The organism is Galbibacter kalidii (assembly GCF_026241135.1).
Lineage (GTDB): Bacteria > Bacteroidota > Bacteroidia > Flavobacteriales > Flavobacteriaceae > Galbibacter.
This window is the reverse complement of record NZ_JAPFGA010000024.1, coordinates 37,969-52,148: the sequence shown is the minus strand read 5'-3', so window position 1 is coordinate 52,148 and position 14,180 is coordinate 37,969. Positions and strand designations below refer to the sequence as shown.

Below are 14,180 nucleotides of genomic sequence, written 5' to 3'. Positions count from 1 at the left end.
TAGGTCACAAAGCAAGGAAACAATATTTAATAACCTTATTACCAAAATGGTCAATAGTGATGTTGTATATCAATCGAAATTGATAAGTAACTAACTAACCCGAGTTTCCTAAAAAGAGGAGCAAAATGAGTTTAGTATTTTTGAGATGTTCAACTTCAAAAACGACTCAAAATGCTCCAGGACAAAGTTATAGCAATTTATTGTTTAATGGATGACCTTTTAAAAGAAATGGACCATAAAGAACATAACAACCGTAGGTTTACCGACAGCCAAGTGCTTACCACCGCCTTGGTATCAGCCCTTTACTTTAGGGGTAACCAGAGCCTGGCCTTGGACTATATGCGCAGCCATGTCTTTGAAGATGTCCTCCAAAAAAGTGGTTTCACCAAACGGTTGCACCGCCTTGGGGAGACCTTGATGTTTATCCTCTTGCAGATAGGGAGGGCATTCAAATACATCTGCTGTGAGATGGAATATATCATCGATTCCTTTCCGGTGAAGGTCTGCCACAATATAAGGATCAGCCGGTGCAAACTTTTCAGGGGAGAAGAATATAGGGGTTACAATGCCTCCAAGCGGGAGTATTTCTATGGGCTGAAGGTCCAACTGGTGACCACCGCCCAAGGCGTTCCCGTAGAGATGTACCTTGTGGCAGGGAGGGAACATGATTCCCAGGTTTTACAAAAAATGTACCATGACCTGCCCCCCGAGAGTTCCCTCTTTGGGGATAGCGGGTATACCGACTATGAGATTGAGGACCTGTTCAAGCAAACCGAACAGGTAGGGCTACAGGTTAGCAGGAAGTCAAACGCTAAACGAAAAGACCATCCCTCGGTAGCCTTTATCAAAGAGCATATGAGGAAAAGGATAGAGACCAGTATCAGCCAAATCAGTGCATTGATGCCAAGACATATTAATGCGGTAACCCCTCAAGGGTTTATCATTAAATTGATATTGTTTGTTATGGCATTTCAGGTTGATAACTGTATTTAAATAATAGGAAACTCGAGTTAACTACTGACCTCTAATACATTTTATCCCTTAAAGTTTTCGGGACGATAAACTTTTATTGTTATTTTAGGACGGGTCATTCATTTTTTAACCCCATAGATACTCTAGGGATAAGCCTAGGATAAGCCATGGATAGTCCATGAAATGTTAAAAACCAAATCACAAAAACCCACAACCCCATAAAACAAAAAAGCAATCACATTGGATTGGCTATCCTTTATTGGATTCATTGTCAAAAAGCTCGTGTAATTTTTGTTGTAATAGCTTCTTGTCCGGAAGTTGTGTTTTATACTCTGAAACCATTGTCGGGGAAAGGCTCCTGCTTAATGCGTATTCAACAACCTCACTGTCTTTGTCTTTACATAACAATACCCCAATACTTGGGTTTTCATTTGGTCTCTTTACATCACGGTCTAACGATTCTAAATAAAAATTCAATTGCCCTAAATGGCCTGGTTTAAATTTATCTGTCTTGAGTTCAAAAGCTTCCAAACATTGCAGTCCACGATGATAGAATAACAAATCGATATAAAAATCGCTGTTGCCTACTTGAAGTTTGTATTCTTCTCCTATGAACAAAAAATCTTTGCCGAGCTCAAGTATGAAGTTTTTCATTTGTCTTACAAGTCCACGTTGTAATTCACTTTCACTGTGTGAATCTGGTAAATTCAAAAACTCAAACACATAACTATCTTTAAATGTATTGGCGAGGTCTTGATTAGTTTCTCTCAACGCTGTTGAGAGTTTTGTGTTTCCAATCATTGTCCGCTCAAAAAGGCTTGTGGAAATTTGTCGGTCGAGTTCTCTGAAGCTATATTTCTCTTGCCGAACGAGCTTCAAACAGAATTCTCTTTCTTCTGTGGTTTTGCACCTTGAAAATATTGCCATATTGTGCGACCAGCTAATTTCTCTCAACAGTGTTGAGAGTTTTGGAAAATCCTTATAAATCTCGTAAAACTGCTTCATTCTCCAGATGTTCTTATCCGAGAATCCTTTTATCTCAGGTTCGTTCTGTTGAATATATTTAGCTAATTCAACCACCACAGCATCTCCCCACTCCGATTCTTCAAGTTTCTTGCTAACATGCTCCCCAATTTTCCAATAAAGATCAATTAATTCAGCATTTACGGCTCTAATTGCATTTGTCCGGGATTGTTTAATAAGTTGAATGATGTCTGTAAACCGATTGTCCATATTTTTTCGATAAGTGATTCGGATATATTTTATTATGCTTTTGAGTATTAAGTTGCCCAAATATAACTTTTACGCCTTAACCGACCAATTTCTATATAAAGAACTTATGCCGAAGTTAGATGGATAGTATTGCAAGGTAAGTTTTAAAACGGGTGATAAACTGGATAGGTATAGTAATCTGGATTCGCTTATCTAATTCTTTATTAAATAAAAAACGGATCAGTAAAGGCTGACTTAAACATGCCTGTAAATATAATTTTAAGTTTCTTCTTCACATCTGCACATTCTTAGGCGTACTGTTGCCAACTCGTTTATACCCCCATATTTTTAGTGCTTATCCCGAAAATTCGGGGGGCTATGCACAGGTTTTTATTCTTTATATCCCCGCCAATAATTTTAAAAAAATGCTAGGCTCGTGCAAATATACTTTTTTTTCATTTTTATACAACCTATAGCTTATCAATCATTACCATGTAAGCTTCCTTCATTATTTTACCCCATAGATACTACAGGGATAAGCCATGGATAGTCCATGAAATGTTAAAAGCCAAATTACACCAACCCACAACCCCATAAAACAAAAATGCCAATTATTTCCTTGCACTTTCTTTAAAGTACAAACTAACGATGGGTTTCACACTTACCTTATAAAGAAGCCCCTCCTGAAGCTTTCATTTCTATAGATTCTTAATGTACAGATTGCCGATTAGGGTAGGAGATTGTTGTTTTAACGGAGCGTTAAGTAAGATGCTGGGGTAAACATAAAAGTGTGGATAGAAATGCATTGGATAGAAGTTTAACGATGTATAAACACCCTGTGTAGTATCATACTAATACCTTTTGTATGGATAATAGGTTCTACTTTTGTACACGTATATATAAATAGCTTTTCCCTAATGGGATTTAGGATAAATAGGTTTTTATGAAAAATAAATTACTCTTTTTAGTAGTTTTTGCATTTTGCAGTTATGCTGCATATTCACAGGTAGGAATAGGGGCTTCTTCCCCTGATCCTTCGGCGCAACTTGAAGTTGTTGCGTCAAACAGAGGGGTGTTAATCCCTAGGGTTGTACTAACGAGTAGTACAGATGGTACCACCTTGCCGGTTACCGTAGCAACAGCGATGCGTCCCTCAACTATCAGGGTAGCAGCGGTGACTACTGGATCAGTACACCAAACGGTACGGTCGCCGGTCGCCGGTACTTCAGTAGCACGAGCACGAATTCGAAATACAGCCTCTACCGTGCGTACGGCACCTCCGTACGGTGTCTCCAAGACTAGGATCCCTTGATCCCTTTTACTCTGCTGCCTTGGGCAGCAGGGTTTTTAACCTTTTTTGATCCTGGCCGCGCAGCGGCCTCAAAATTAAAGAACCACATTTAAACCAACCAACCCTATACATATGACCATAGCCTAAAAACTACAGCTTATCGAAAGCCACCCCGATCAGGTCTTCTTTTTTAAGGAAGGCTGCTTTTATAAATGTTATAACCAGCACCTGTATTGGTTTTGCAAGGAACTAAAGCCCCTCAGGGTGCAGTCCCGATATGTCAAAAAAGAAAAGCGGGCTATTGTTTACGGGGGTTTTCCCGTAACGGCCATGGCGCCTTTACGGCAAAAACATCCGGTGTTGGAAAAAATTCAAGAGACCTCCTATGGTTCCAGGAAGGCCAGCAAGCAAAAGGAAAGGTTCTGAAGCTGTGAAAATCCAAACCAATTTTTATAATTTTATAAGCGATTAAGTGAAAACATATAAATATCCAGTCATATTGATATTATTAATTTTGGCTTCCTGCCAAGATGAAATGGAGTTTAATAATATAGAAAACAACGAACCTCCAGTAATAGTAGAGAAAACTGTTGAAAACGGACGATTTATCTTTTCATCAAAGGAATCTTTAAAAGTAACAATTGAAGATTTTCAGAATGATAATGTAGAAAAAACAGAAAAAGAATTTGAAAGACTTTATGAAAAAGGTTTTCGTTCCCATAAACCAATAGTAAATCCTGAAAACGAACACTTACAAGCCAAGTTTTCAGAAGAGATTTTGCAAAAAAGACAATTGAGTAAATCTTTAGTAAATGACAAAACTACAGCTGAAGAAGATGAGTTCATAGCTGACCCTTTGCTTGCATCACTAGTGAATGATGATAACGAAATAGTTGTAAATGACACACTTTATAAATTCACAAAGGAAGAAGGACTTTTCTTCACTCATGTTAAGGACTCGACTTATTTATTTAACTTTTTTAAAGAAAAGAACGATCAAGCAAAAAATACCAGTAGAAAATCAAAAACCTTAGCATATAAAATTGAACCTTGTGAAATGAGGGCACAATATGGCGGTGTTACAAAAGTTGATGACAAGATATCAAGGTACATACGTCCTATTGAAGGTGAATGCTATGGTGGGGGCGGAGGTTCTGTTGGTGGGGGAAATCCTCCATCTGCACCTCAGACGACAGAAGAGGAAAGATTGCAACAAATAATTAACAGTTTACCAATCTGTGAAGGTAGAGATAATTGGTTTCAAAATATTTTCGGGAAGAGTTATTACTGCATTAATTACTTTGATGGTAAACATAGAATAAAGACTGAATTTTGGGATCAATCATGGCTGATATACAAATCTGTAGGTATTTTAGCCAAAACGCAAAGAAAGCGGTTTTGGGTTTGGTGGGCTTCCAAGTCTGATGAAATTTATTTAGGAATTAACCGTATTCTCCTAAAATACAATTACAAACAACCAGATATTTCTTCGATAACGCATCCTCGACTGTTTAACAATGCATATAAGGCACCATTATATCTTTACAATGGCTCATTTAAAGTACGTCAAAATAATGGGGATTATTATGTAGATACACAGTTGAATGTTACTCGAAATAAGTTACCTTTCTTTGATTTTGGAAATGAGCAAATCTTAAATATCTATATTCCAAACTTGCCCATTGCTGGAGATTACAACTTGAACTTGACCACACAGGATATAACCAGCCAATCCAATGTTAAAGCGTTGTATAAAATGGGGATTGATTTTTTGAATGACAAATTTAATAGTGGAGCAAAAAAAGAATTTGCTGTTACCTATCAAAAAAACAAGAACGAAATAGAGGTCCTGTATTTTGGTGAAAAACGCAAGGGTACAAATGACAACAAAATTAAGAAAAAGTTTTACAGTGATGTCAGTTTTATAATTGGTGCTGCTTGGGGTGAAAGCAGTGGATGGTCTTTTAGTGTTAAACCTGCTGAGTCTGCATATAGAAATTACACCCATTATGAGCTGGATTTTTATGGAATGGCAAGACGTGGAAGCACTTGGAAAGGCAATAGGATGATAAGATAACTTAAAAAATAATTTTTATATGAAACAATTTATAGTAATGGCTCTTGTTTTGGTCTGCGGGCTGGGATATTCACAAAGTAGATGGGACACGTCCATAGAATTGGACTTTGTTTTTCCTAATAAGAAAGATTACTTCTATATCGATGGTAAAAATAAAATCATCGATACGGAATTACAGGATGAGGGCTTTTTACTGTCTTCATTAGGAATCCAAGGAAGTTACAATTATTACTTGTTTAAAAAATTAAGTATAGGGGTTTTAGGAGGCTTCCAGGTACAATCCAGGCCTGATTTTTCGATGTTGAAGCTTGGAGGGGTTTTACGTTACCATTTTGTTGACAGGGATAACGTTTATATCTATTTACAAGATGCCAATAACTTTACTTTGAATAAAAGTAAGTTTAAGAGTGGAAATAACCTAAGATTTGGCTTAGGGTTTCCTTTTATAAAAAAGGATTATTTTAATATTACAGGCAATCTATTTTTTGAACAAAATTATTTCAAATTGGATAATGCAGAACCTTTATTAGGTATGAGAGAAGAAAAACCTCGTTCACTAACTGTAAAGTCATTTGGAATTAGTCTTGGCGTGAAATTTTAAAAATAAAGGAAACTGTGGCACAAACCGATACAAAAAACCACCAAACCAAATTACGGAAAACCAAACCCATAAAACAAAAAAGCCGGTCGAAAGACCGATCTATTGTATTGAAAGTAAAACTATAGCACTATACAAGTATATGCAATATTACTTTTTTCCCTTCACTAATTACCCCCCACCACCACTGGTCGCTTTCCGTCACCGTAGAAGTAATGAAACAGCTGACTTGGTTCAAGGCTGATGGATTTGGCAAGGCCGTAGACTTCATTGGGGTACAGATGTATAAATTCACTGCTTAATAACCTGCTCAATCTCGTATTCTCAATATTCGCAGCAGAGGCAACGTATTTTGTACACCTTATAGTAGGTCGCCGTCCAAGAGGCTTCATCTGCTTTTCAGCAGTTTCTCCTTCATTTGGCAGAACCCCGTAACCAATTTGATTTCGACAAGAAGAATTTTAATTAGCAGAATTACATTCCCTTATTTTACCTTATATAAAAAAGGTTAGGGAAATTTTTGTTTCCCAATAATCCTAACGATCCCGACATGGTCGTCTACGGTAAAAAAAATGGTGTGTGAAACATGCACGCAATATTGATATCCCTTCCGGATATGGAAAGCCTGTGGAAACATTTCCGGTTCTTTGGCTATCCTCCTAAACTCTTCTTCAAAAGAGTTATGGTATTTTTCAGCCTGTGAGGCCCCGAAACGGCTTAAAGCATAAAGATATATTTGGATCAAGTCTTCTTCTGCCTGGCACGTTAAGAGATACTTCATTTAACCTTTTTTAGCATGCTCTTTGGCGGTTTGCAATATTTCGGCCATAGTTTTGTTTGAAATGCCACTTTCTTCGCCCTTGATCAGTTCATTCCTTAGCCATATGCGTTCCTCTTCCCGTTCCCTTTGTTTACGGATCAAATCATTGATCAACTCGCTTTTGCTTGAGTATTCATTTATTTCAAGCTGGTGTTTCATCCAAAGGTCGTTGGGTTCGTTAATTGTTATTGTTTGCCTTGCCATGATGCTAAATTGTGTATATTTAAAACAAAAATACACCAAAATCGAACCAAAACAAAAACTTAGTCAAATTTCCGCTAAGCGTTGAATTTGCAATGCTTTTTTTAAGGTGCATTACAAACACTTTTTACTTTTATAATATTTAGCTGTTTATGGCGAATCGATTTTTTTAGGGTTTTTATGCTTTCTTTATTATCTTTGTCCTATCTTATTCCAGTCCCTGAAGCAATTCAAACTAGCGGGTTTCGTTTTTTATAGAACCACTTGTTTTTAGGCTTATAAAGTTCGAGAGGATGGACTATTTGTCCGTAGCATAAAGATGGCAAAAATGAAGGGATCTTTCGGTATGCATAATCTGGGTAGTGTATAAGTAGCCGATTTTTAAAACAAATAAAATATGATTAAAATTCTATTGCCGATAACCATCCTGTTGAAAGAAGGAGGTAGAAATCGTTCTTACCCCTTTAAATGCATCGCCAGTTAGATATTATTGCTTTGTATGTCTTCTTTTATGTAGATTACAGGAATATCTTTAATCTGTATTTTACCTTCTACTGGCCTTGCGTTATCTGCATAAACTTTCCAGGAGATATGACTGCTGTGAAAACCATTTATATTTTCTCTAAGTTTTAAAATTTCCGGTCGCGAATGCATTCCCGGTAGAATGGGGTCGAATCGTGAAGGACCGTATTCAGGTGTGGCTCCCATTCCAAACAATTTAGTTCCTACTACATCCCTAATAGTGTTTTCTCCATAATATTCTACCATATCCACCCCTTCTTCCTTAAAGTTCCTAAGGTTTTGAGTTTCTGTACTTTCTAAAAAGTGTTTGTTAAAGTACACGTAGTAGTTTACATAGTTGGCATATACACTCCCTGTGTTCCGGGCATATATTTTTAGAGTATTTGATGTTCTGGTTCGAGAATCTGGTTGGTCGGGTGGAAATTCGTCTGCTGGATATCTTGATTCTATTTTAAACTCCAATTCAATTTTAGGGTACGACATCCGGTTCATGACATCACGGATTTCGTAATCCTGCATAGCTTCCGATTGAAAATTATAACGTTTGTAATATTTATTATCGGAAGCTTGATGAGCCGTAGTACTTTTAGGGATTTGAACAACATACACTACTGTGTTGGCTATTTCATCAATTGTAACAGGTATGATTTCAAGTCCCTCTATCTTGGGTTGAATTCTGGTGGCAATCACCTGTTCCAACCACTCTTTAGAGATTTGGTTTCTTTGGACAGGATCAATTTTTTCAGGAAGATGGTTTTTGTCCGGGTTATCGAATTCTCTTATTCCATAAATAATCATCCCGCCATTGGAATTGGCAAAGGCTGATACATCTTTTGATATCTCTTTTTTCTTCCCATCACTTTTGGCTAATGCCCCGGCTCCTTTATAATCAAGCGAATTACTTTCTTCTATTTGATCCTCTATGAGCTGTTGTAATTTATATAACGTCCATTCTTCCATTTCTAATCTTTTCTGCCTTTTTTAATGGATGACACTTGAGTACTGTTGGTCATCAATTGCCTGATGGCCTCAAAAACTTGTTTAAACTGGTCGTCATATTTGTTTTCGAGTTCATCAATCTTTTTAGCCAGTCCAGCTTGCGAAGTCAGTATTTCCCTGAATTTCACAAATGCTTTGACAATTTGAATACTCACTTCAACCGCTGTTTGGCTCCTGAGAATACTGGCCAGCATTACTGTTCCGTGTTCGGTAAAAGCGTATGGTGGGGTTCTTCTGCCTCCCCAATTTGAGGTCACAATCTGTGACCTCAAGATTTTAAACTCTTCGTCTGAGAGTTGAAACATAAAATCCTCAGGGAAACGAGAACTATTGCGTTTAACAGCTTGGTTTAAAACCTTTGTTTCAACATCATACAATTCTGCCAAGTCACTGTCAATCATTACCCTTTGTCCTCTGAAAATATGAATTTTATTTTCAATAGGCATTGCAGATAATATCTCAGTTTTCTTTACCATCCCTCTTTATTTGCGGTCACTATTTGTGACCTCAAGTTTTATTTATATCATTAACCCTCAATTTTGGCCAGTGGTGATCCAGACATGTTTGATTATTCTTTCCCTTTTAAAGAAGCTTGTAATACGGCTAATTGCTTTTCATTTTCTCTCGAAATTTTAGCAAAAGTATGTCCTTATTTACTTTTTAAAACATCTATAAGTTCTTTACGAACAATTTCCAATTGTCGCTCAAACATCTCGATAGTTTCTTTCAAGGGGTTATTTACAGTTTCAATATTTGCTGCAATGTTAGTAGCTGAAACCCCACTGTTTTCGTAGAAATTATTTGTATTATAAAGAACCTTTTCTTCACTAAAGTCCCTTAATCCTTCAAACGTTACTCCCAAAGCTTTAGCAACTTCCTTAAGCTTGTCATCGCTGATATTTTCAGATTGTTCTAATTTAGAAACGGCTTGTTTTGTGGTACCAAGTCTATCCCCTAGGTTGGACTGCGTCCAACCGCGCAATTTTCTTACTCTCTCTACTTTTCTTCCTCTATGCAAACTTAGAGTATTTGTTGTAGTCTCAGGCATAGGTTATAGTTTTAAAGGTTATTTACTGCTTAGAATTTTTTAGAATTTCGACTTTCTCTTTTTCGCTGGCTAATAAGCGTTCATACAATTCTACAACTTTTTCAATTGGACTAAAAACCTGATGAATACCGTACCCATCTTTATATATTTTAACATTTTCTAATTTGTTATCAATACTATAAAACGCATACGTTTCATCAAAAGTCTTAATTACTTCGGGGGTTAAATTCAAAACCTCAGCTATTTTATATAATAGCTCATCCTCAATGTTTTCTGAATTCTCTATTTCGGAGATTTCAGATTGAGAAATACCTGTTTCTGCAGCTAATGCTTCCTGTTTTATCCCTTTAAGATTCCGAAGTGTTCTAATATTTCGACCTATATGAGGTCTTTCGGGTTTTAGATAAGTTTTTGTCATAGTAAAAATGATTTACTCAAAGATATAAAAGTCAACCTGGAAAACATAAAAATCAACCCTAAATTTTTATTTTATTCTCATTTATTCTTTTCCTTTGTTTTTATTAAGATTATAAAAAGTGAATGCCAAAGCTAATATACAAAACCAATTAGATGATTCTATAAATAGCTTTGCTTACCTATGTTTTTTCAGTAAATATGATAGACTATTTGCTAAGAAGCCAAAAAAACCTGTTTAGGATTTATTTGTTAAGGAGTAACGATAGACTGCATTCCTGCAGGACCAAGCGTTTAGAAACAGTCCGGTGGACTGTTTTAGCGTCGGAGCCAGATGGCGCGATGACTAGCAGGAACCCAAATACCGAATTTTAAAATTCGGTATTCCGGTACACGATAGATTTTTTCTCCTATAACTAGCGACTACACATTTTTCATGGTATCCGGCCATGTGACGAAAAACAGGCTTTTAAATCATTTTGGAGACCTCATTTTTTGATGCCTGCCTAGCCAAAGATTTGTATTAAACCCTTGGCTTAAAAGACAGACTTTATGAAAGTATGAGGATGAGGGAATAAAGCCTAAGCTAATTAACGAAAATAATATTTAAAAACCGGACCGAGCGTAAAAAAAATGTCCGGTGGACATTTTTAGTGAAGGGGCCAGGTGGCGCAAGGGGCATATTTAGCTAGCTGCGTTAGCAAACGGAACGCAGAGTTTGCAAGCCCATTGTAAAAAGACAAAAGAAGCACGATTAACCCCCTCTCCTTTGGAGAGGGCTGGGGTGAGGACAATAAAGATAAATCAAAACCAAATGCCTATGACCAAATAAAAAACCATTTATGAGATTCCTGCCTACCGACGATAAATGTCGGCACAGGTACGCAGGAATAACAAAAAAACCCTCCAATTACCTTGGCCAGTTCTTGGAGGGCAGATTTAATTAAAACGAATGTTTAATCAAACTAACTAATTCAAAAGTATGAAAAACACACAAACAATAAGGTATAGGAGCCTGATATTTTTGCTCCTGTTGCTCTATGGCTTTACAGCTATAGCACAAACTAAAGCAAATACAAAAATACCCAATGATGAAGACCAGCATCGGATAGAGGGTGTGGTCACTGACAGTCAAGGCGTTCCCATTGAGGGCGTACATGTTCTCATTAAAAATTCCCGATCGGGTACATTCACAAACCGAGATGGGACCTACATGATCAGTGCACACCCTACCGATGTTTTAACTTTCTCCTATATAGGCTTTCAGGTTGAGGAAAGAAGGGTAGGAGATTTAAGCTCCATTGATGTCCAACTAAAAGAAGCAGTTACAGATTTGGGAGCTGTCACCGTTAATGCCGGGTATTATACGGTTTCCGAAAAGGAACGGACCGGGAACATTAGTCGTATAACTGCAAAAGATATCGAGTTACAGCCTGTTAATAATCCTTTAGGTGCTATACAAGGCTATATGCCCGGTGTGAATATTGTTCAGTCAACAGGTTTACCGGGTGGAGGGTACAATATACAAATTAGGGGAAAGAATTTTATAAATGGGAGCACAGAGCCATTATATATTATTGATGGGGTTCCTTTTAGTTCTCAATCGTTGGGTTCCTATGATGTATCAGGTCAAATACTTGCCGGAAATATAAGCCCTTTGAATGCCATTAATCCTGGTGATATTAAAAGTATTGAAGTGTTAAAGGATGCTGACGCCACGGCAATTTATGGCTCAAGGGGAGCAAATGGCGTAGTACTAATTACTACTAAAAAAGGAAAAATTGGAAGAACGCGTATCAATGTCAATATAAGTAATACAATTGGGCGGGTCTCCAACTTTTTGGAACTTATGAATACTGAACAATATTTAGAGGTAAGAAGAGAAGGAGTAATTAATGATGGTTTTGGCCCTTTTTTAGATGACTCCGCATACGATTTTTTCTGGCCTGACATAAAGAGTTGGGACAACAACCGTTACACCGACTGGCAAAAAGAATTAATTGGAGGTACGGCATATCGTAACAATGCTCAGCTAGCTGTATCCGGAGGTAGCTCACAGACGCAGTTTTTAATTAGTGGTGCATACCAAAAAGAAACGACGGTATTCCCTGGGGATGCAAATTATAAAAAGGCAACAGTCCATAATAAGTTAAATCACCAATCCGCTGATAATCGCTTTAAAATAAATCTGTCTACAATTTATACTGATGAAAAAAATCAATTACCTAGAACAGATTTTACATTTTCAGCCTATACCTTAGAACCCAATGCGCCGAAGTTATATGATGATGAGGGTAATATTAATTGGGAAAACAATACATGGGATAATCCTATAGCATCTTTAGAGGAGGATTATCAAGTAGAAATAAACTCCCTAATTGTTAACGCAGGAATATCCTATATGTTATTCCCCAATCTGGAATTTAAGACCAGTTTAGGTTATAATACTTATAGTCTGGAATCTTATAAAACATTACCTAGTTCTGCTAGAAATCCCCAGCTTGGGTTTACTCCGAAAAATAATTCTTCTATTACAACCAATAATTCCAAACGTCAATCTTGGATAGCAGAACCTCAATTAAATTGGAATAAAGAGTGGAACAAAACCAAAATTAATATCCTGATGGGAGCGACATTTCAAAGAGAAACAACCCAACAATTTGTTCAAAAAGGAACAGGCTTTCCCAACAACAACCTAATATTTAATTTATCGGCAGCAGAAATTTTAGAAGTTCTACAAGATGCAGACAGCGAGTATAGTTACCAGGCTTTTTTTGGGCGTTTTAACTTCAGTTGGGACAGCAAATATATTCTTAATCTAACAGGACGTAGAGATGGGTCTTCCCGCTTTGGCCCGGGAAAACAGTTTGGGAACTTTGGTGCAGTTGGACTTGCATGGCTTTTTTCAAAAGAAGCCATCTTCAGCGGTAGTTCCATTTTAAGTTTTGGTAAGCTACGTGCTAGCTATGGAACAACAGGCAGTGACAATATTGGTGATTATAAATTCTTAGACACCTATAATATTACCGGTTTTGATTATGATGGGATAACCATATTGGAGCCTACAGGGATTTTTAACCCCTTATTTGGTTGGGAAGAAAATCAAAAATTTGAAGTCGCATTAGAGCTAGGGTTTTTCAATGATAGATTATTTTTAAATACATCTTGGTATAGGAATCGGTCTTCAAACCAGTTAATAGGAATTCCTTTAACGGCTACAACAGGGTTTTCAGAACTAACTGGAAATTTTGATGCGACTGTAGAGAATACTGGGTTTGAGGTCGATTTACAAGTGATAAATTTACAGACTAAGAATTTTAATTGGACAACAACATTTAATATCACGGTTCCAAGGAATAAACTAATAAAGTTTGATGATTTAGAAACGTCCACTTATGCAAACAGATTGATTATAGGAGAACCTATAACTATCGTAAAGTTATATAATGCATTAGGCATCGATCCAGATACTGGAATCTATCAGTTTGAAGATTATAATGCTGATGGTAATATACGTAGTCCAGAAGATAAACAATGGGTAGAGGATTTTACCCCTAAATTTTATGGAGGTCTAAGAAATACACTTAGCTATAAAAATCTCACCCTTGATTTTTTCTTTCAGTTTAAAAAGCAGAAAGCATTCAATAATTTAAGATGGAGAACAACTCCAGGGTTAAGAGGAAATAGGCCTGTGAGTTTGCTTGATCGATGGCAACAACAAGGTGACACAAACCCATATCAACGAGCATCTGGCGGACTTTCTCCCAGTGTGGGCCCCAGTGATTTTAATCAGAGTGAAAGTAATGCAGCTGTGTCCGATGCTTCCTTTATTCGTCTACGTAACATTTCATTAAATTATCAGGTTCCATCCATAAATAATAATTTAGAAGTAAACGTATACCTCCAAGGACAAAACCTTTTGACTTTTACTGATTACGAAGGTCCCGATCCAGAACAACCTTCAAGTATAGTTTTACCGCCTTTAAAGAATATTACGCTTGGGCTTCAAGTGGTATTTTAATTAAT

Annotated in this window: 13 protein-coding genes and 1 pseudogene; 6 read left to right on the top strand and 8 right to left on the bottom strand. The window is 36.9% G+C overall.

Annotated features, from left to right (window positions below; all coding sequences use genetic code 11):
• Window positions 1-94 (top strand): annotated as a pseudogene (locus tag OOZ15_RS18320) (IS1595 family transposase); the annotation flags it as partial.
• 77 nt (window positions 95-171) lie between these two features.
• A complete protein-coding gene (locus OOZ15_RS18315) occupies window positions 172-993 on the top strand; it encodes an IS982 family transposase (RefSeq protein ID WP_265957900.1) in 822 nt (273 codons plus the stop codon).
• A 228-nt stretch (window positions 994-1,221) separates the two neighbouring features.
• Here OOZ15_RS18315 and OOZ15_RS18310 read toward each other — a convergent pair whose 3' ends face one another.
• Entirely contained in the window at window positions 1,222-2,205 is a 984-nt protein-coding gene (locus tag OOZ15_RS18310; protein ID WP_265957899.1) for a PDDEXK nuclease domain-containing protein, read from the bottom strand.
• A 922-nt stretch (window positions 2,206-3,127) separates the two neighbouring features.
• On the opposite strand from OOZ15_RS18310, the gene OOZ15_RS20530 reads away from it, so the two are divergent.
• From OOZ15_RS20530 to OOZ15_RS18295, 3 genes are all read left to right on the top strand, one after another.
• A complete protein-coding gene (locus OOZ15_RS20530; protein ID WP_489666415.1) occupies window positions 3,128-3,496 on the top strand; it encodes a hypothetical protein in 369 nt (122 codons plus the stop codon).
• Window positions 3,497-3,947: 451 nt separating this feature from the next.
• Window positions 3,948-5,552 (top strand): hypothetical protein, encoded by a 1,605-nt coding sequence (locus OOZ15_RS18300; RefSeq protein WP_265957897.1) that lies wholly within the window; start codon window positions 3,948-3,950, stop codon window positions 5,550-5,552.
• 19 nt (window positions 5,553-5,571) lie between these two features.
• Window positions 5,572-6,153 (top strand): hypothetical protein, encoded by a 582-nt coding sequence (locus OOZ15_RS18295; RefSeq protein WP_265957896.1) that lies wholly within the window; start codon window positions 5,572-5,574, stop codon window positions 6,151-6,153.
• Window positions 6,154-6,317: 164 nt separating this feature from the next.
• On the opposite strand, the gene OOZ15_RS18290 is transcribed toward OOZ15_RS18295, so the two are convergent.
• From OOZ15_RS18290 to OOZ15_RS18260, 7 genes are all read right to left on the bottom strand, one after another.
• On the bottom strand, window positions 6,318-6,542 hold the full coding sequence (locus tag OOZ15_RS18290) for a hypothetical protein (RefSeq protein ID WP_265957895.1): 225 nt from the start codon (window positions 6,540-6,542) through the stop codon (window positions 6,318-6,320).
• A 116-nt stretch (window positions 6,543-6,658) separates the two neighbouring features.
• Window positions 6,659-6,931 (bottom strand): type II toxin-antitoxin system RelE/ParE family toxin, encoded by a 273-nt coding sequence (locus OOZ15_RS18285; RefSeq protein WP_265957894.1) that lies wholly within the window; start codon window positions 6,929-6,931, stop codon window positions 6,659-6,661.
• Window positions 6,932-7,174, bottom strand: coding sequence for a ribbon-helix-helix domain-containing protein (locus tag OOZ15_RS18280; RefSeq protein WP_265957893.1), 243 nt, complete (start codon window positions 7,172-7,174; stop codon window positions 6,932-6,934). It lies immediately after the preceding gene.
• A 477-nt stretch (window positions 7,175-7,651) separates the two neighbouring features.
• Window positions 7,652-8,653, bottom strand: a complete 1,002-nt coding sequence (locus OOZ15_RS18275; protein WP_265957892.1) for an AlbA family DNA-binding domain-containing protein — start codon at window positions 8,651-8,653, stop codon at window positions 7,652-7,654.
• A gap of 2 nt (window positions 8,654-8,655) precedes the next feature.
• Window positions 8,656-9,168 (bottom strand): ORF6N domain-containing protein, encoded by a 513-nt coding sequence (locus OOZ15_RS18270; RefSeq protein ID WP_265957891.1) that lies wholly within the window; start codon window positions 9,166-9,168, stop codon window positions 8,656-8,658.
• 173 nt (window positions 9,169-9,341) lie between these two features.
• Window positions 9,342-9,740: a helix-turn-helix domain-containing protein gene (locus OOZ15_RS18265; protein WP_265957890.1), complete on the bottom strand. Its 399-nt coding sequence runs from the start codon at window positions 9,738-9,740 to the stop codon at window positions 9,342-9,344.
• Window positions 9,741-9,762: 22 nt separating this feature from the next.
• Window positions 9,763-10,158, bottom strand: a complete 396-nt coding sequence (locus OOZ15_RS18260) for a helix-turn-helix domain-containing protein (protein ID WP_265957889.1) — start codon at window positions 10,156-10,158, stop codon at window positions 9,763-9,765.
• A gap of 978 nt (window positions 10,159-11,136) precedes the next feature.
• Here OOZ15_RS18260 and OOZ15_RS18255 point away from each other — a divergent pair.
• Entirely contained in the window at window positions 11,137-14,175 is a 3,039-nt protein-coding gene (locus tag OOZ15_RS18255; protein WP_265957888.1) for a SusC/RagA family TonB-linked outer membrane protein, read from the top strand.
• Window positions 14,176-14,180: the final 5 nt, after the last annotated feature.

Bases quoted from the DNA above. Each gene is read 5' to 3' on its own strand.
- OOZ15_RS18315 (WP_265957900.1), top strand. From the start codon at position 172: ATGCTCCAGGACAAAGTTATAGCAATTTATTGTTTAATGGATGACCTT.
- OOZ15_RS18310 (WP_265957899.1), bottom strand. From the start codon at position 2,205: ATGGACAATCGGTTTACAGACATCATTCAACTTATTAAACAATCCCGG.
- OOZ15_RS20530 (WP_489666415.1), top strand. From the start codon at position 3,128: ATGAAAAATAAATTACTCTTTTTAGTAGTTTTTGCATTTTGCAGTTAT.
- OOZ15_RS18295 (WP_265957896.1), top strand. From the start codon at position 5,572: ATGAAACAATTTATAGTAATGGCTCTTGTTTTGGTCTGCGGGCTGGGA.
- OOZ15_RS18290 (WP_265957895.1), bottom strand. From the start codon at position 6,542: ATGAAGCCTCTTGGACGGCGACCTACTATAAGGTGTACAAAATACGTT.
- OOZ15_RS18285 (WP_265957894.1), bottom strand. From the start codon at position 6,931: ATGAAGTATCTCTTAACGTGCCAGGCAGAAGAAGACTTGATCCAAATA.
- OOZ15_RS18280 (WP_265957893.1), bottom strand. From the start codon at position 7,174: ATGGCAAGGCAAACAATAACAATTAACGAACCCAACGACCTTTGGATG.
- OOZ15_RS18275 (WP_265957892.1), bottom strand. From the start codon at position 8,653: ATGGAAGAATGGACGTTATATAAATTACAACAGCTCATAGAGGATCAA.
- OOZ15_RS18270 (WP_265957891.1), bottom strand. From the start codon at position 9,168: ATGGTAAAGAAAACTGAGATATTATCTGCAATGCCTATTGAAAATAAA.
- OOZ15_RS18265 (WP_265957890.1), bottom strand. From the start codon at position 9,740: ATGCCTGAGACTACAACAAATACTCTAAGTTTGCATAGAGGAAGAAAA.
- OOZ15_RS18260 (WP_265957889.1), bottom strand. From the start codon at position 10,158: ATGACAAAAACTTATCTAAAACCCGAAAGACCTCATATAGGTCGAAAT.
- OOZ15_RS18255 (WP_265957888.1), top strand. From the start codon at position 11,137: ATGAAAAACACACAAACAATAAGGTATAGGAGCCTGATATTTTTGCTC.